At 66.2% G+C, this 17,286-nt stretch carries 13 protein-coding genes and 1 pseudogene; 8 read left to right on the top strand and 6 right to left on the bottom strand.

What is annotated here, in order from left to right:
• The first annotated feature begins 486 nt into the window (after window positions 1–486).
• Window positions 487–1,401: a D-alanyl-D-alanine carboxypeptidase family protein gene (locus tag IU450_RS38350; RefSeq protein WP_195154614.1), complete on the top strand. Its 915-nt coding sequence runs from the start codon at window positions 487–489 to the stop codon at window positions 1,399–1,401.
• Between the two features lie 197 nt (window positions 1,402–1,598).
• On the opposite strand, the gene IU450_RS38345 is transcribed toward IU450_RS38350, so the two are convergent.
• From IU450_RS38345 to IU450_RS38335, 3 genes are all read right to left on the bottom strand, one after another.
• Window positions 1,599–2,084: a DoxX family protein gene (locus IU450_RS38345; protein WP_228835716.1), complete on the bottom strand. Its 486-nt coding sequence runs from the start codon at window positions 2,082–2,084 to the stop codon at window positions 1,599–1,601.
• Between the two features lie 109 nt (window positions 2,085–2,193).
• The gene (locus tag IU450_RS38340; protein WP_195154612.1) at window positions 2,194–3,933 is read right to left on the bottom strand and encodes an ABC transporter ATP-binding protein; all 1,740 of its coding nucleotides are present in this window, start codon (window positions 3,931–3,933) and stop codon (window positions 2,194–2,196) included.
• Window positions 3,930–5,720, bottom strand: a complete 1,791-nt coding sequence (locus IU450_RS38335) for an ABC transporter ATP-binding protein (RefSeq protein WP_195154611.1) — start codon at window positions 5,718–5,720, stop codon at window positions 3,930–3,932. Before IU450_RS38335 ends, IU450_RS38340 begins: the two co-directional genes overlap by 4 nt.
• A gap of 281 nt (window positions 5,721–6,001) precedes the next feature.
• On the opposite strand from IU450_RS38335, the gene IU450_RS38330 reads away from it, so the two are divergent.
• Window positions 6,002–6,631 carry a TetR/AcrR family transcriptional regulator gene (locus IU450_RS38330; protein WP_195154610.1) on the top strand — a complete coding sequence of 210 codons (630 nt, stop codon included), beginning with the start codon at window positions 6,002–6,004 and terminating at the stop codon, window positions 6,629–6,631.
• 142 nt (window positions 6,632–6,773) lie between these two features.
• On the opposite strand, the gene IU450_RS38325 is transcribed toward IU450_RS38330, so the two are convergent.
• Both IU450_RS38325 and IU450_RS38320 read right to left on the bottom strand, forming a co-directional pair.
• Window positions 6,774–8,285 (bottom strand): hypothetical protein, encoded by a 1,512-nt coding sequence (locus IU450_RS38325; RefSeq protein WP_195154609.1) that lies wholly within the window; start codon window positions 8,283–8,285, stop codon window positions 6,774–6,776.
• The gene (locus IU450_RS38320; RefSeq protein WP_195154608.1) at window positions 8,275–9,273 is read right to left on the bottom strand and encodes an NB-ARC domain-containing protein; all 999 of its coding nucleotides are present in this window, start codon (window positions 9,271–9,273) and stop codon (window positions 8,275–8,277) included. The genes IU450_RS38325 and IU450_RS38320 overlap by 11 nt, the downstream gene beginning before the upstream one ends.
• A 764-nt stretch (window positions 9,274–10,037) precedes the next feature.
• On the opposite strand from IU450_RS38320, the gene IU450_RS38315 reads away from it, so the two are divergent.
• The 4 genes from IU450_RS38315 to IU450_RS38300 all read left to right on the top strand — a co-directional run bounded on the left by IU450_RS38315 (window position 10,038) and on the right by IU450_RS38300 (window position 15,538).
• Window positions 10,038–12,416 carry a serine/threonine-protein kinase gene (locus IU450_RS38315; protein ID WP_195154607.1) on the top strand — a complete coding sequence of 793 codons (2,379 nt, stop codon included), beginning with the start codon at window positions 10,038–10,040 and terminating at the stop codon, window positions 12,414–12,416.
• Window positions 12,417–12,731: 315 nt separating this feature from the next.
• Window positions 12,732–13,574 (top strand): alpha/beta fold hydrolase, encoded by an 843-nt coding sequence (locus IU450_RS38310; protein WP_195154606.1) that lies wholly within the window; start codon window positions 12,732–12,734, stop codon window positions 13,572–13,574.
• 91 nt (window positions 13,575–13,665) lie between these two features.
• On the top strand, window positions 13,666–14,481 hold the full coding sequence (locus IU450_RS38305; RefSeq protein WP_195154605.1) for an NAD(P)H-binding protein: 816 nt from the start codon (window positions 13,666–13,668) through the stop codon (window positions 14,479–14,481).
• 100 nt (window positions 14,482–14,581) lie between these two features.
• A complete protein-coding gene (locus IU450_RS38300; protein WP_195154604.1) occupies window positions 14,582–15,538 on the top strand; it encodes a DUF3626 domain-containing protein in 957 nt (318 codons plus the stop codon).
• A 224-nt stretch (window positions 15,539–15,762) separates the two neighbouring features.
• Here the strand turns inward: IU450_RS38300 and IU450_RS38295 are convergent, their stop codons facing one another.
• The gene (locus tag IU450_RS38295; protein WP_195154603.1) at window positions 15,763–16,110 is read right to left on the bottom strand and encodes a DoxX family protein; all 348 of its coding nucleotides are present in this window, start codon (window positions 16,108–16,110) and stop codon (window positions 15,763–15,765) included.
• Window positions 16,111–16,202: 92 nt separating this feature from the next.
• Here IU450_RS38295 and IU450_RS40465 point away from each other — a divergent pair.
• Window positions 16,203–16,397 (top strand): annotated as a pseudogene (locus tag IU450_RS40465) (PLP-dependent transferase); the annotation flags it as partial.
• An 85-nt stretch (window positions 16,398–16,482) separates the two neighbouring features.
• Entirely contained in the window at window positions 16,483–17,259 is a 777-nt protein-coding gene (locus tag IU450_RS38285) for a TetR/AcrR family transcriptional regulator (RefSeq protein ID WP_195154601.1), read from the top strand.
• The last annotated feature ends 27 nt before the right edge of the window (window positions 17,260–17,286 follow it).

Genomic DNA, 17,286 nt, shown 5'->3' with positions numbered 1-17,286 from the left:
AACGCCGCCCTCATCTGCCTGGCGCGACGACGCTGCGACGTCCTGTTCGCCATGCTCCGCAACAAACAGCCCTACCGGACACCCGCAACCTCAGCAGCTTGACGAACACGATAGGGACACCCCCCGCGACGTCGGACGAGTATCGCCCGGTCACATGCAGGAGTGCCGTGGCGCGGCCGGGAGTAGTGAACGGACGGGAAGCGGTCCGCGCAACAGCAAGGCGCTACGACGGGCGCCGGCCCGATCTGACCGCGGAGACCATGGCGACCCGCCCGCGCGAGTCGCCTCACCCCGGCGCTCGCCGCAGCGCGGATCCGCCGATTTTGTCTGTGAAGCGGCGCGACTGTACCGCTGAACGAGCGGTCGCAGGCGAGCGCCGGGGTCAGAGCAAGTTCGATTAGCCAATCGTATGCTGATGCCGGAGTGGCACGTAATTCGCTCGGTTAAATCCCGCTGATTGCGGGTTTCGCACAGCAGAATGTGGCCATGCGAACATTTGCCAGATTGTTGCAGTCGGCTGTTGTCGGGACGCTGGTCGTGGTAGCCGGTCATGGAGTGGCGGTCGCCCCCGCCGCGAGCGACGTCCATATTCAGTTGCCCTGGCCGATCCCGGAGCCGAGCGCGGTGCAGGCGTCGGGCGCAGCGCTGGCAGACGGAATCACCGGTACGGTGCTGTGGTCGCGACAGCCGAACACCTCGGTCCCGATAGCCAGCATCACGAAGGTGATGACGGCCCTGGTCGTGATCACCTCCGGCGACCTCGACCGAACCATTACCGTGCCACAGGAAAGCATCGCCTACTGCACCAAGTACGACGGAAGCAACGCAGGCCTGGTCCCCGGCGAGGTGCTCACCGCGCGACAACTCCTGTACGCGATGATGCTGCCGTCCGGCTGCGATGCTGCCTACACCCTCGCCGAGGCCTACGGGCCCGGACAGGACGGCTTCATCATCAAAATGAACGATACCGCCCATCGAATGGGCCTGACGGGAACACATTTCACCGACCCCAGCGGGCTTCCCGCCCCCACCGACCACTCCACCTACTCCACACCGGCGGACCTGGTGGCCCTCGGCCTGCGCGCGATGAGCCTGCCAGTGTTCCGCGACATCGCCAGGTCGAAGAGCTATCACCTGCCCGCCGGCCCGGGCAACCGCGCTCACCTCTGGCAGACCACGAACATGCTGCTGCACGACTATCCCGGCACTGTCGGCATCAAAACCGGCTACACCGACGCTGCGGGAACCTGCCTGCTGTTCGAGACGGTCCGGGCAGGAATTCCGCTGATCGGTGTGGTCCTGCACAGCTCACCCCACAGCGATGTCGCCGCCAGGGACGACGCCGAGCGCATGTTGAACTGGGCCTACGACCCGATCCTGAGCGTGCTGCCGATCGGCTAGCGCCGAATGCGGCGACTGCCGCGATTCGCTGCGCAGCGAAACATCCGGTGCACAGCATGATGATGCAGCGGACGTCATGGCCGCAGCGTTCAGCACACCGGCTGTGTGCGGCCGCGAAGGATCCAGCCGTTGATCCAACCGCGGCCGGACGAACGCATCCGCTGACGCCGGAACCTGCTGCACCGCATCTCCGGTCACTACACCTCGACGGCAGCGTCACGACGACGGCCGGTCGGCACGCGCAGGTTCGCGACAGGCACGCCTGACGCCCACAGGGCAATCGCGATGAACACGATCTGCTCGGGAATCCGGAACCACAGAGGGGTGGCCGGATCGCCGTTCAACGGAATATCCGAGACCGCCGCGTGAACATTCGCCGGAAGCATCAGGACGAACAGCACGGCGAGGCCGAGTCCGGCGTGACGCCGGGTACGGCTCCAGACCAAACCGGCAGCGCCGAGCAGCTCCAGCACACCGGTCAGATAGACCATGACGTCCGGAAATGGAACGAACGAGGGAACCATGGCTGCCAGATCGGCGTGGCTCGGCATGGCGTCGACGGTGTCGGGGATGAAGTGGGCGATACCCGTGGAGAGGAGCATCACGGCCAGTCCGTGCGCGAAAGCCACTCGCCAGGTGGCGAACCGGCGGACGCCGAAGGCGCCGAGCATACGGAAACTCAAAGTAGGGATGATCAACAGGAGTGGGGTAGTGAACACAGTGCACTTTCGAGTCGGGGGAACAGCAGCTGAAATGACATGAATCCAGGCCGCAGTCGTGCAGCGGGCGTGGTCAGGCTCGATCAGCCTGCCCGCTGCTGACGGCACGAGGGCGAGCCGTGGAAATGTTCCAGAAGTCGGCGTAGCGGCCGCCTCTACCCAACAGGTCATGGTGGGTGCCTTCTTCCACGATTCGGCCGTTGTCGAGGAAGACGACGCGGTCGGCGGTCTGGACGGTGTGCATGCGGTGGGCCACCATCACCACCGTGCGGCCCGCCATCAGGCGTTCGATGCCCTGGTGGACAGCGGCTTCGTTGACCGGGTCCAGGGCGGAGGTGACCTCGTCGAGTAGGACGATGGGAGCGTTCTTCAGCAGGGCGCGGGCGATGGAGACGCGTTGACGTTCGCCGCCCGACAGCAGTGCGCCGCCTTCGCCGACGTCGGCGGTCCAGCCGCCGGGGAGTCGTTCGATCACCTCGTCCAGGCGTGCCGCTGTCGCCGCGGCGCGCACTTCGGCGTCGGTGGCTTCGGGGCGGCCGAGGCGGATGTTGTCCTCGATCGTGCCGTCGAAGAGGTAGACGTCCTGGAAGACGATGGCGATCCGCGCCATCAGTGTGCTCGTACCGATGTCGCGTACGTCGACGCCGCCCACGCGAACCGCGCCCTTGCTCACGTCATGGAACCGCGCAAGTAGTTGGAGCAGGGTGCTCTTTCCTGCTCCGGAGGGGCCGACGATCGCCAACCGCCGGCCTTGCGGCACCGTCAGCGTCAGATTGTCGACCACCGTGCGGTCACCGTGCAGGAAGGTGACTGCGTCGAACTCCAGGTCGTGGTGGTGCGGCTGGATCGGGTCACCCGGCTCCGGCAGAGGCGCCGTGCGCAGCAGCGCGTCCAATCGGGTCAGTTGGGCGCGCGCGCTGCGGAGTCGGCCACCGATGTCGGCCAGCGACAGAAGGGGTTCGGCGCAGCGGGCCGCCAGCACCAAGATCGCCAGGACCTCGGCCGCGCCGACGTTCCCATCCAGCGCGAGGTAGGCGCCCAGGGCCAGCAGCACCGTGAACATCGCCTGCACGGCGAGCGTCAAGCCGACGATGCCGGGCAGCGCCGATAGCGCCGATCGGCGCGAGGCGCGCTGGATTCCGCGTAACGAGTCGTCCAGCAGGTCGAAACGTTCGGTGGTGCGGCCGCCGGCCCGCAGCACCGGCTGGGCCTGCAGGTATTCGATGACCCGGCCGCTGGCGTCCTGGTCGCGTTCGTGGCGTTCGGCGTCGGCGGTGGCCATCGCGCGTCCCGTCCAGGCCTGGATCGCCGCCACGAGCGGGACCGCGACCAGGGCGGCCAGCCCCAGCTTCCAGTTGAAGGCCAGCAGCACAACGACAATCGTCAGCGGGGTCACCGCGGCGGCGACGAATGGGGCGAGCAGGTGCGCGATCACGCTCATCGCTTCCAGGACGCCCCGGCTGGCGAGCACCGACACCTCGCCGACGCGGCCGGGGCCGTACCAGCCGATCGGTAGCCGGGCCAGGTGGTCGCCGAGCCGGTGATAGGTGCCGCGCAGCAGCGTGGTTCCGGCGCGGAAACCGGCCAGGTCGCTGATGTAGCGCAGTATCGCGTAAACCGCGACCGCGGTCCCGAACGCGATCAGCCACGGCCAGGCGTCCCCGGGATTGCTCCCGAACAGTTCCCGGAGCACCGGGACCAGCAGGGAGTAGGACAGACCCTCCAATACCGCGGTGGCGGTCATCAGGGCCACGGTGCGACGCACCGGACCGGCGTACTGATCGCCCAGTACGCGCAACAGCATTCGGATCATGACAACTCGTCTCCTCGATGGGACCGCCAGAACGCGGCGAACTTGCCCTGGCCGGCCAGCAACTGCGCGGGTGCGCCGCGCTCCACGATCACCCCGTCCTCCACCATGACGACGGTGTCGGCATCAGCGATGGTCTCCAGCCGGTGGGCGATGACCAGGATCGTCCGGTCGCCCTGCAGGCTCGCCAGCGCGTGGCGCACCGCCTGTTCGGTCTGCGGGTCGGCGAACGCGGTCGCCTCGTCCAGCACCAGAACGGGGGTGTCGGCCAGCAGCGCGCGGGCGAGCGCGAGGCGCTGTGCCTCACCGCCCGACAGTCCGGCCTCGTCGCCGAGCATCGTGTCGTAGCCGTGCGGCAGTTCCAGGATCCGGTTGTGAATGCCCGCCAGCTCGGCGGCGTGCACCACCTGCTCGCGGTCGGCGTGCGGGACGGCCAGCGCGATGTTGTCGGCCACCGAAGCACGCAGCAGACGCACGTCCTGGAAGACGAAGGCGACCGCTCGGTAGAGCTGGCGGCTGCCGATCTCGCGCAGGTCGATTCCGCCGAGGGTGATCGTGCCGTGCGTCGGGTCGAAGAACCGGGGAAGTAGTTGGACGAGTGTGGATTTGCCGCTACCGGACGGTCCGACGAGCGCGGTGACCGTGCCCGGTTCGAGCACCAGATCGATCCCGCGCAACACCTCGCGGTCGGCGTCGTAGGCGAACCGGACATCGCGCAGCTCCACCCGGTGTCCTCGCGGCGTGGCCGGGTGGGCGGGTTCTGGCAACGGCTCGACGTCGAGCACGTCCCGGATCCTGCCGACCGCGCGCCCGGCGGCCTGCATGTCGTCGAAACCGTGACCGAGCGCCGCGACCGGAGCGGTCAGCCCCAGCCCGAGCAGCAGGAACGGCAGCAGGTCGGCGGCGGCCATCGTGCCACTGGTCAGCAGGACCGTGCCGCCGAGCAGCACGACCAGCAGCACGAACGGCGGCGACAGCGCCAGCTGCATCCCGGCGGCGATCGGGGAAAGGCCCCGCGCCCAGCGCAGGAACGTGTCGGCGAAATCGTCCACCGCCGTCCGGAACCGGCGGTGCGCACGGTCGCCTCCGCCGAACGCCTTGACCACCGCGATGCCCTGCACGAACTCCACGACCGAATCGGCGATCCGGCCCATCGCCGCATCGAACTCGCTCTGCTCGCGCTGCCGAGTCGGGGCCATCATCAACGGGACCAACGCCACCGCCAGCAACACCGGAACCAGCGTGATCAGCGTGAGCCGCCAGTCGACGGTGAACAAGTAGACCAGCGACACCAGCGGCACCACGAACGCTGACACCAGTTCGCCGGGAGCGTGGGCGATGAACGGATGCAGTGCACTCACATCCTCGCCCACCACCTTGGCCAGCTCACCCGTCCGGCGCTGCGAGAACCAGCCGATCGGCACACGCCCCAGATGCGCGGCCAACTGCCGACGGAACGACAGCTGCACCCGGCCGTCGAGCATGTGCCCGAGCCCGGACGAAGCGGCCGTGAACAGTAGCCGGACGAACAGCCCGAGGACACCCGCGGTCACCACGAGCCAGACACGACCGTGATCGATCGGGCCGGGCGACAGCAACGCGCGCCCCAACTCGACCACCGCCAACAGCGGCGCCAAACCTGCGACAGCACCGATGACCTGCAGGACGACCACCGTGGAGAAACCCCAGGCGTGGGGGCGTAGAAGCGCTGCGAAGCTCTGTTCCTCGCCGCGGACGGTGTGTGGCGGGGCGGATTGCTCCCTCGCCTCGGCAAGGTCGGTCGTGGTCATCGCGCTCCCGCCTCGGACAGCTCGGCTCGACGTGGTCTGCCAGGGCGGTCGTGGTGGCTCGGTCGATGCATAGCGCGAGTCCTTCCAGATGAGTTCGGTCGGGGCTGGCGACAGATCGGAGATGCCGAAGCGCCGCCGAGCCCATGAGTCCAGTCGAGCCACGCACCCCGTTGAGAGAGTCACTGTCTGTAGAGAGTGACTTTAGGAGACGGATTTCAGACAGTCAATGTCTAAACGACAGCAACAATCTTCAGAAAGTGACTTCCTGATAAGGTGTCCGTATGACCGGACTTCGCGAGCGCTGGCGGCTCAAGGCCATGCACACCATCCAGGAACGCGCACTGGACCTGTTCGATGAGAAGGGGTTCGGCGCCGTCACGATCGAGGAGATCGCGGCCGAGGCCGAGGTCTCACCGTCGACGGTCTACCGTCTGTTCGGCACGAAAGAAGGGATCATCGTCGCCGACGAGTTCGACACACTGAGCGCGGAAGAGATCGAAGACATCGTGGACCCCCGCGACCCCATCGGCAGCCTGATTCGCTCCGTCCGCGCCGAAGAATCCACACCGGCGCAGACCTCCGACTCCCAGGACGCAGACGAAAGCGCTCCGGTCGACAGAGGCCCGTGGCGCCGGGTCCGTTACCACTTCACCGAGCCATCGGTGCGCATGGCCGCCTGCGCCTCGGCCGATCGCACCAGCCAGCGGCTCGCACCACTGATCGCGTCGACCGGACAGCTGACCGAAACACAGGCTCGCGTGGCCACCAACGCCCTGGTCTTCGGCTACTTCGCCGCCCTCGAACAGTGGTACCTCGACGGCGGCAACCGCCCCCTCGCCGACTACGTCGAAGACGGCATGCGCCCACTACGCGGCATCTGGCGGTCCGCCGACTACGGAAGTCCCGCATAGGACCCGGCCTCCGAAGCTATCGGCCGCCTTGGCCATCGAGTACGCCGCGCCGTTCCATCCGGCCTCCAGCGCAGCGCTCCCTCGACGGAATCGCGACGAAGCCAGTGCCGTGTGCCGCAGGCCGCTGCCTGGTCAGCACTCGTCAATCGCTTGCGGCGCCGAGTTCACTGAGCCACCGCGACGCGACGTCTGCTTCGGAGCGGCCATTGTCTCGCAGAAGCTTCTCCGACCGTTCCAGTGCTGATCTGGCTTCATCTGTGCCGATCACTTCGGCCAGCAGGTGCCCCTTCCGTGCCAGTGTCCGAGCTTCGTCGAGCCAGTTCCCATACGAGTGGAATATCCCGATCGATCGATCGAATGCGTCGACGGCAGCCTGCTGGTTCCCGGTCTGTGTGAACAGGAATGCTTGCTTTGCCAGTCCGTGCCCGGCCAAAGGGCCGTGGCGCAGAGGGCGGCCTGCGACTGGTGCGAGCGCGTAGTTCAACGCGATCTCGAACCGTTGGAGGGCATCGTCGAATCGGTTCATCATTCTGAGTACTTCGCCGTAGGACAGGCTGAGGCTGGCTGTGGGATTCTCAGCTCCCTCGAATTGCTGTGCGGCGGATCTATATGCGTCCTCGGCTGCTTCGAGGTTGGACGCAGTGGGGTCGATCCGTGCCAATTGAAGACGAGTATCCGCTATTTCCCGGACAGTGACCTTGCCGGCATCGGGGAAACGTGTGTTCGAGCCCAGAAGAGTGATGCTGCGTTCATACATCATTATCGCGGATCGGCATGAGCTCTGCAGCCTCGCTACCTCCACCGGTGGTAGCGACTCCGACCGTATCCGATCGAGCGAATCGCGGGTCCGCATCATGATGAGACGAGCACTGTTCCGGAGGAGGTAGCCGAAGGTGGTCGGATCGCTCTTCTCCTCCGAGTTCGCCAACGCCACGTTCGTGACCTGCTCCAAGTCGTGCCAGTGATTGGTGATCTCCAGGAAGTAGAACAGGGATGCCGCGAGTCTGGGGCCGAAGGGTGCTGGTGGCGTCAGTTCGCATGCCCGCTTCGCCGAGTCGACGAACACAGACAGGTGGTCGATGAACCAATCTGTCGTTCGATGTGAGTGGCTGGTTTCGATCCATTCCTCGGCATCGGCCCTTCCGCTCCATCCTGATATGAATGGATGATCCACCATAGGATTGCCTGGATTCACTGTATCGAACGCAACGTTCACTGCGCCGTAGAAGCCAATGGTCAAGCGGTCGATGGCTGTGCGCGTTTCCTCGTCGCTGCATTGCTCCGAGGCGAACTCGCGAAGCAGGTCGTGAACGTCGAAGGTGAAACCGTCGGTGCGGTCGATGAGTCCGACGCTCTCGAACTTTCTCACGATCTTCCGGGCCGAATCGAGCGACGCTTCGGCCACAAGGCATACCGAGTAGGGATCGATCCGCTTGCCCAGTCGTTGGCTCAGCATTCGATAGATCCGCCTGGTTTCGGTGCCCATCAGCTGGTACGAAGCCGAGAGTATCGTTCGGAAGTTTGCCGTGAGTGCCTCTGACGGTTCGTCGCCGGGCTCATCGGGTGATACGGCGTCCAGGACGGCTCCCCGCTTCGCGAGAGATTCGACAAGAGTGGCCGGTGTGACGTATCCGCCTTCGATATCAGCCGCCATGATTCGCAGCGCCAGAGGTATTCCGCACGAGTATCGGGGCGAGTGCCGCGAGGGCGCTTTCGGATTGGAGGCGCTCCGGTGAGATGTTGAGCGTCAACAGTTCGATAGATTCTCGCAAGCCGAGGCGGTGTAATCGAATGAACTGGTGATGCCCGCTTGTTCTGAGGAAGGTCAGCGGTGAGCGGCTCGTGACGATCGCGTAGTAGCATTCACGTTCCGTTGGCAGCAGACGTTCGATGTGGGATTCGTTGGCTGCATCGTCGAACACGATCAAAGTGCCGTGCGCCGCGGCCAGTTGGCGGAACTCGTCCGCAGCATCTTCGTTGGTCAGGCTGTCGTATGCGGATGTGCTCACTTTCAGGAAAGCGCAAAGCTTGAACAACGCGTCCTGCGCAGTGGCACGGTCGGTCTTTCTACCTGTGGCTTGGCCACGAAGCCAGATCGTGCAGGTCGGCAAGCCGCTCCGAGTCGCCCAGTGGGTAGCCAACGTTGTCTTGCCGTAGCCCGGCCCGCCCGAGAGTACGAAGGTTCCCCAGCACGTTCGTTTGCGAGCTCTCCGCAAGGCGTCATCGAGTCGATCGAGATACCACGATCGGGTAAGGATTCCCGGCGGATCCTGCCGCGGCGGCGCTATCTCTGCGCGAGTAATCCGGTTCGACTGGCTCTCCAGGACACGGACCAATGCGGCCCTCCAGGATGGCTTCTGCACCTCCGGTACCCGACAGATCGCCAAGTACAGATCGAGCTGCTCCACACGCAGTGTCGCGAGCCGCTCGCCCTTCTCCATGGCTTCGATCCGGTTCTTCGTCACCGTCGGCGATGAGGTTCGCCGCGCGCTGGCCGTCCGTACCCGCGACGCGCTTTCGAGCCTGCGCATCGAGACGTCGGCGTCTTCGCGCAAGCGCTTGAGCGCCTCACCGAATGCCGCTGGCGTGGTGATAGCGTCGGGGTCACACGGCATTGTGTGTCCGTTGTCCGGTGTGGTCACTCCAACCCCCTGCTCTCGTGCGGATCTGCGCGGTTCGGGCGGCCGAAATGTCCTGGCGCACTTGTCCGGATGTCCGGTCGGACAGATAAGCAACACGCGCGATCAGGCAATATCTGCCTACTTTGTCCGGTCCCTGGAAGACGGACAGCCGGACAGGAAGCGTCTCCAGTCGAGCGGCGCATCGACCGCTGAATCTCGAATTCTGGAGCAACGGTGAACAACTGGGTGGACAACTTGGCCAACTTCGATGGACCGGCGCGGGTACTCGCTGCCATCCTAAATCTGGCAGCGGCACTTCTGCGTCGAAAGCGGCCACCGGAGCCCCCTGCGAGCGGCGGGGCGACCAGCGGGAGGTAAATCGGGGAGACGTCGAGCAACATGCGAGCGATGTACTCGACTGCGTCATGGTGCCCCGCCTCCACCGCGGGGCGCCACGCAGAAATCCGTACACCGGCAGCGCAGGGGAGAGACCTGTTATGTGGAGAGTTCCGGCGAGCATGACGTCCGCGACCGCGGTCCCGATGCCATGTCCCGCACACTTGTCGGCTGGTGTGGGCGAGTCGGCGGCGTTGTTCGCGACGGGGAGGACCGGCGTGGGGAAGTAGGAGGCGACGCGGAAAAACAACGTGAAGCGCGATCGACCTCACCCCGCTCGGGCGACCCGCCTCGGCGCCGAGGGGGCAGCACCACCCGTTCGCAGAGTTGCCGATGAGTTCGGGATGCGGTGTGATCGACCCACCGTCGCGTATCGGAGGTATCGGACATTGGCCGCATTGGAGCCGGGGTCGGTGTTCGCCGGGTACACCATCGAACGCCTCCTCGGTGTCGGCGGCATGGGCGAGGTCTACGTCGCCCGACATCCACGGCTACCCCGGTCCGACGCGGTGAAGGTGCTTGCCGCGCAGTTCACCCGCGACGAGTCGTACCGACGTCGTTTCGAGCGCGAGGCCGACCTCGCCGCATCCCTGTCGCATCCCGGCATCGTCAGCGTCCACGATCGTGGGGAATCCGACGGACGGTTGTGGATCGCGTTGGAGCTGATCGACGGCATCGATCTATCGGCTTCGCTCACCTCCTCGCCGGGCGGGCTGCCCGCCACCGACGTGGCGCGTGCGATCATGGAGGTAGCGGATGCGCTCGACTACGCGGGTGCTCGCGGGTTGGTCCATCGAGATGTGAAACCCGCCAACATCCTGCTCGCCAGAACCGGCCACTACCTGCTCACCGACTTCGGGATCGCACGAATGGGACCGGAGACCTCCGACCTCACCGGAACCGGCCTGACCATCGGCACCATCGCATACGCCTCCCCGGAACAGATGCAGGGACTGCCTGTCGAGCCGCGGTCCGACCAGTACGCACTGGCTGCCACCGCCTTTCATCTCCTCACCGGTGCGCTGCCGTTTCCCGGCGCCAATCCCGTCGCGGTGATCATGGCTCATGCCCAACAGCCCGTCCCCAGTGTGCGAGACCATCGGCCCGATCTCGCGTTGCACGTCGATTCGGTGATCGAGCGGGCGATGGCAAAGAGCCCGGCGCATCGCTTTCCCACCAGCAAGGACTTCGCGACCGCCCTCGGTCACGCCCTCGCTGTGCCCGCGACGCACCGACAATCCTCTGCCGTAACGGCGGCAGCGGCCGACCGCTACGCAGCCACCGTCGTCCGCTCCGCCCCGATCGGCAGGGGACCGCATCATCCCGCGCCGCCGATGCCGCCGAGTCCTGTGCGCGCAGGACCACGAAATGTACAGCGCCGCACTGTACCTCGCCTTATCGGAGCAATGGTGGTCACGGTGGCGCTGGTCCTCGTCGGATTGCTGGGTGTCCGGGCATTCATGCACGACGCGGGTGCGGAGGAAGCCGCGCGACTGCCCCGTCAACCCGTGACGCCGATTCTGCCCTCGCTCGACAAGCGGCCCGACACCGCGATCTGGACGTTGCAGGATATTCCCGGCCCTCCCGGCTCCCAGTCGGACGGCGCGTCAGCGCTCGGCGGAGATTCCGAAGTCGTCATCTTCGGCCGCAGAGTCCGCCTGGCCGACGCGAACCGCATCAACTACCTCGCCATAGTCGATGCGACCACCGGCAGGCTTCGGGAGGGCACCGAGCCAATCGCGGTGGACACGAGCCAACGAAGCCTCAGCCGCTGTGTCGTCAGCGCAAGTCATGCGGCAGCAGCCTGTCACCTCGACAGCTCGTCGGCGCCCTCCGATGCCGTGGTGGTCGTCGACCTCGAGGCGAGCCGGATCATCGACACCTTTCCCGCCATAGGCCAGATCGACAGCCTGACCGCCGCGGGTGGGCGTTTCGTCTTCGTGGACAGGACGGTCCAGTCTCAACTGCCGGCCCTGCGGTCTATCGGTGAGGACGGCCGGGAACTTCCGGCGATCCGCTGGACCGATGCCAACCCGCGGTCGGGGTCGACGGCACCGCGCCACTCGATCGAAGTCTTCGGCTCGGTCCGGCTGGCCGTGGTCAAGTCCGCACCCGTTCCGTCGGAACCGTTGTCCAAGTGGGAGTTCCGCGTGATCCGGCTCGAAGACGGCAAAGAGGTGTTCCGGCGCGATTCCGTCGAAGAGATCGGTGACAAGGACTGGAACGTCTTCATCGACGGATTCGTTGTCGCCGACGGCCGGTCACCGGCCGGGATCTACGATCGGAACGGCACCAAGACAGCGGATCTACCGAAGGGCTGGCGGCCGAGCGAGCGCCCGACGACGCGGGTCGGGCCGGGGCCGGCGGAGACTTCGGTGCCGACCGCCATTCAGACACAGGGTAATAGGACGACCTACGCCGGGATCAGCCCGCGCAGCGGGACCATCCTGTGGCAGAACAAGTCATTCGGCGCAGACGACAGTCCCGAGCGACTCCTGTTGCGCGGCATCGGCACCCTGATCCTCACCTCGGAATCGGGCCGTGTGGTAGACGCCTATACCGGGGAGTATGTGATCCCAGGCCTCGTAGCGGAAGGCACCGAGCTCGGTACCGACGGCAGGCGGATCGCCGTCGGTACCGACTCGGCCCGTTCGGGCAACTCACTCGAAGTGTGGAGCAGCGACGGTGAGGTCTGGGAGATCACGAGCGAGTACACACCGGTCGCGATCGGTGGCAAGGTCTATGTCGGAAACCTGAGGCTGTTCTGACCGCAGCGGTACCCGGCCGAGCGTCTGTGTCGACCGGGAGCTCTGAGCGCCACCCTCACCAGCAAGACAATGGGCGCCAGCCGCCGGACCGCACAGAGCGCCATGGTCACCACATCGTCGCGTGGCAACTGCGCAGCCGCCCGTGACAACACCGCACCGCGTGAACATGCGCGGTACGGCGGTGTCGTCCCCCTCGGATGCGCCCTTGGTGCGAGGGCATCAGCTCGGTGCGTGGATTGCGGGAATAGTGAAGGCGATACGAAATGTCGGGAGGTGTGGCGACGATCGGGAAGTGTGGTGGGTGATCCTGATTGCGTGTGGAAGGAACAGATCCTGGGCGGGCAGGTCGATCTCTTCGTCGCCAGCGCCGGACACTCCGCCAGTCCTGTGCTGCTGGTGGTGCACGGCGGCCCGGATTGGGACCACAGCTATCTGCGCGAGCCCCTCGCCCAGCTCGCCCGGACACACCACCTGCTGCTACCTGACCTGCGCGGATGCGGACGCTCGGCTCGTGGCCTGCCCGTCACGGCCTACCATCCCGATGCTGTAGTCGCAGATCTGCTCGCCGTCCTCGACGCCTACCGGGCCGACGCCGCGGATGTGCTCGGATTCTCCTACGGCGCCCTGCTGGCCCAACGCCTCGCTGTCGCAGCCCCGCACCGGGTGCGTCGATTGATCCTCGCCTCCAGCAGCGTGATCCCCGTGCCCGCCGATGCCTTCACCCACTGGCCGCTGAGGGCCCAACGACGTGCGCGAGAACTCGCAGTCTGGTCCGACCCGACACTGTCCGGACCGCAGCGGGTGCGCGAAGCGGCCTTTGCGGCCGCGTCTATGAACATCTGGCGACCCGGCGCTTTGCCCGAATACCTGAATCGCCTTGCTGCTATCCGGTTCTCGGCGGAATGGGATCGAGCGCGCAACACCGGCTGCCTGCCCAGCGCCCGGATCGAGGACCCGGTGAGACGCCTGTCCGAGACCGGCATACCGATCCTGCTGCTACACGGCCGCCAAGACATGATCTTTCCCGCAGCGCTGGCCGAACAGGCAGCCGCACTCATCGCCAACGCGGACGCCGCCATACTCGACGAGGCCGGCCATATGACCCACATCGACGATCCCAGACGATGGCTCTCGATGATCGAGCAATATCTGGGCTGACCTTCCGGCGTCATCCGGGCCGGTGGCTGGGTTGCTCGAAATCCGTCTGGCAGGATGGGTGGTTCAGCGATCCACACCGGGGAGGGTGCAGATGACGATTCTGGTAACCGGGGCCACCGCGAACATCGGCCGCAAGCTTGTCGACCACCTACTTGCATTGGGAGCCACCGATATTCGCGCGCTCACCAACAACCCGCGCAAGGCCGCGCTTCCCTCCTCGGTGCAGGTGGCCGAGGGTTACTTGCGGCGACCGGACAGCCTGCCCGCGGCGTTCGCGGGGGTGGAGCGGATGTACCTGGCGCCCACACCCGACACCGTCACCGATGTGCTCGCGCTGGCCCGCGCGGCCGGTGTACGGCATGTCGTCGACCTGTCCGGTGAACCGGAGAGCTGGTGGGGCAGCGTCTGCACGGCGGTCGAGGACAGTGGCCTGGCCTGGACCCATCTGTGGCCCGGCGATTTCATGGAGAACACCCTGATCTGGTCGCACCAGATCCGCGAGACCGGCACCGTCATGGAGCCGCGGCCCGAGGCCGCGAGCGCGCCGATCGCCATGGATGACATCGCCGCGGTCGCCGCCACCGCCCTCTTGACCGACACCCATCTCGGCCGGGCCTACCCTCTGGCAGGGCCGGAGATCCTCACCCGCACCGACCTCGTCCGGCACATCGCCGATGCACTCGGCCGCGACATCACCTTCCAACGGTCCTCGCGCGAGGACACCATCACCGCCCTGACCCCCGCCATGGGTGACACCGCAACCTGGTACGTCGACAACGTTCTCACCAGTTCCGACGTGCCTCCTGCAGCCCTGCCGATCACCAGCGTCCAGGACATCACCGGCCGACCCGCGACGACCTTCGCCCAGTGGGCCGCCGACAATGCCGCGCGCTTCGCCGCCGACTGAGACCACGCTCACCGGCAGGGCGTTCGCCGACCGCCCGGCACGACGCCGACCGCGAGAATCCGCCCGCAACGCCACCGCGCCTCGTCGGTAGAACGTCGACATGGACGCCATCTCAGCCAGCGGGCAGGAGGCATTGCCCGGCGAGCCCGGGAAGGTCGGCAGCGCCGGTGAAGCCGCTCTCGCTCATGTCGCCGCGTTGTCCACCGGCGTCCCGCTCGACCGTGCGTTACGGGTGACGGTGCACTTCCATCCCGATGTGATGTTCGGACAGGAGACGGTACTCGGCGCGCTCGCCCGCGAGGGTACGTACCGGTCGCAGTTCGAGACCGGGCTGGGCAATGGAGGACTGACCGCGCATCCAGGCGGCGCACGCCGGCTGTGGGAAAGCCGGATGTTCGGCCGCCACTACGACTCCGCGCCGATCTCGGCCCGCCCGAAATACGGGTCGCTCAACCACCGCGGCGACCGCTACGGCGGATCACCACGCTTCGGCTCCTGCTACCTGCGTCTGGCCGAACACACTCTGGAGCGCACGACGTTCTGCTTCCCCGACAGCGTGTTCGAACCCCACAGCTTCGGCACGGCCGAGCGGATGAACCTCATCGGCCTGGCAGAGCAGACCACCATGGCCGATCCGCTCGACCACTACATCGAAGCGCACCTGCACGGCATGCTGTCCCTGCAACGCGATGTCGAGGAATTGGTCCTCGACCCCAGCTACCACGACACCCTCATCCACGAGATCGCCGTCGGCCTGCCGTGCCGCATCGGCTGGCACGACGGCTACACCCTCGACCTCGACCAGCTGCGGGCAAACCCCGGCTACCGCGGCCTGTCGGTGATCGAGCTGGGCGAAGCAGTTGCCGACGGCCACCATCCGCTCACCCCTCGCCTCCTCGGCGCTGCCCGCCCTCGGACCGACCCGCAGCAGTGGAAGAAACTCTGGCACTACCTCGCCCGGTATGGGAGACGAGCTACCTCCTCCATGGCTGCTCGAGGAACCGTCGAGTTGGGGAAAACCCCAACGCCACGCTCGGGAACGGCGAGAACAGCGTAAAGATGAAGTGGCTTTCACGTCATCCTTACGCTGTTCGGCTGGGCTCCTGAACTTCTGATCCGTAGTCCGCGAATCGGGGGCTGGCGGAGCGTGACTCCTCCTTGGGAAGCGCGGGTGCGTTCTCCCAGCGTGACCGGGTTGAGCCGGTCGGGCTTGCGTGCGGACGTCACACCTCAGGCCCGGCGCGGGTCCACCAGGACCGGTTCGCGGGGCCGTCGCCTTCCTTACGCGGCGAGACCCAGACCCAGCGCGACCGCGACCGGAATCAGGTACAGCATCGGAAATGCCACGGTCTTGTACGAGCGGGCCCGCAGCACGGTGATCACCGCGCCCGCGAAGTACAGGATCAGGCCGATGGCCGCGGCGACTCCGATCGCGGGAACAAAGAGACCGACGATCAGCCCGAGCGCTCCAGCAGCCTTGGCCAATCCCAGTGGCGTCCACCACGGTTGCGGCACGCCGTATTCCACCAACGGGTCCACGACGAACGCGGCCCGGCGCAGCAGCGAGAACGCCGAGAAGCCGACCCAAGCGGCAGCGACGATATTGACGACGACATATGCAGTGTTCATGGGTATCTTCTCGGTTTCTCTCTGGTGGGTCACGGTCCGGATGGATTCACCTCAACGACGACGCAGCGCGCCCGGATGTGACATCGAGCAGCATCGACCGCCAGGGCAGCGTGCTCGGCGGTGGGATCTTGGGCGCGCGCGACTTCACCGACGGTCCGGTGAAGACCCTGATGCGCCACACCGGTCCGGCGCTGAGCGCGTTCAACGCCTGGACGTTGCTCGAGGGCCTGGGGAACATGCCGCTGCGCGCGCGGCATTCGGTGCAGTCCGCGCGGGCCATCGCCGAGCGTCATCGACATCTCCAACAAGAATTCCCATCCAGCAGGGCTGGCGGTGTACCGGACCGTTGGGTAAAGTGATCGTTGTACTTTTGTGGCGGCTCTGCTGCTGATGCGGCGGCGCAGACAGCAGGAGGATGCCGATGTTCGTCGCCGAAGAACCGCTCGCACAACGATGGCCGATCGGCGTGACAGCATGTTCGTGCAGTTCGGCGAACCGATCATGACGAGTCCGGACGTGGCCGTGGTTCGCCAGTTGCGGCCGGAGAAACGGGTTTCCATCTTGCGGGGCGCCCACGCGGTGTTCTGTCGCGACGGTTATACCCGCGCCTCCATTGATGCCATCGCACGCGAATCAGCGGTGTCGACCCGCACGATCTACAAGCACTTCACAGATAAGAAGCAGCTGTTCACCGCGGTGATCATCGACAGCGCGGAGCGTGCGCGGGCCAGTCGATGTGCTGCGATCGAACACCATTTGAGCGATGTCGTGGATATCGAGGTCGCTCTCATTGCCCTGGGCCGCACCTTCGTCGTCGGCGGCGACGAGGACCACTTCACCCTCGTCCGCCAGATCCGTGCCGAGGCAGACCATATCCCGGGCGCGATACTCGATGCATGGCTCGACGCCGGCCCACGCACGGTTCACGCCGCTCTGGCGCAGAGGTTTTCGGATCTCGCCGTCCGGGGATTGCTCGACCTCCAAGACCCCGAACGTGCAGCCGCTCACTTCGTCCTCCTCGCCGCCGGTGAGGCCAACAATCGGACCTTCTGGGGCGCTATCGACGCCGAGCCCGGCGCCATAGACGCCAGCGTGACCTCCGGCGTCCGTGCCTTCCTCCGCGCCTATCGAGCCGGTCCCGCGAGCTGAACCACCCACAAGGCGCCGAGGACGGGA

It is taken from the genome of Nocardia abscessus (assembly GCF_015477775.1).
Lineage (GTDB): Bacteria > Actinomycetota > Actinomycetes > Mycobacteriales > Mycobacteriaceae > Nocardia > Nocardia abscessus_A.
This window is presented reverse-complemented; position numbering and strand designations above follow the sequence as displayed.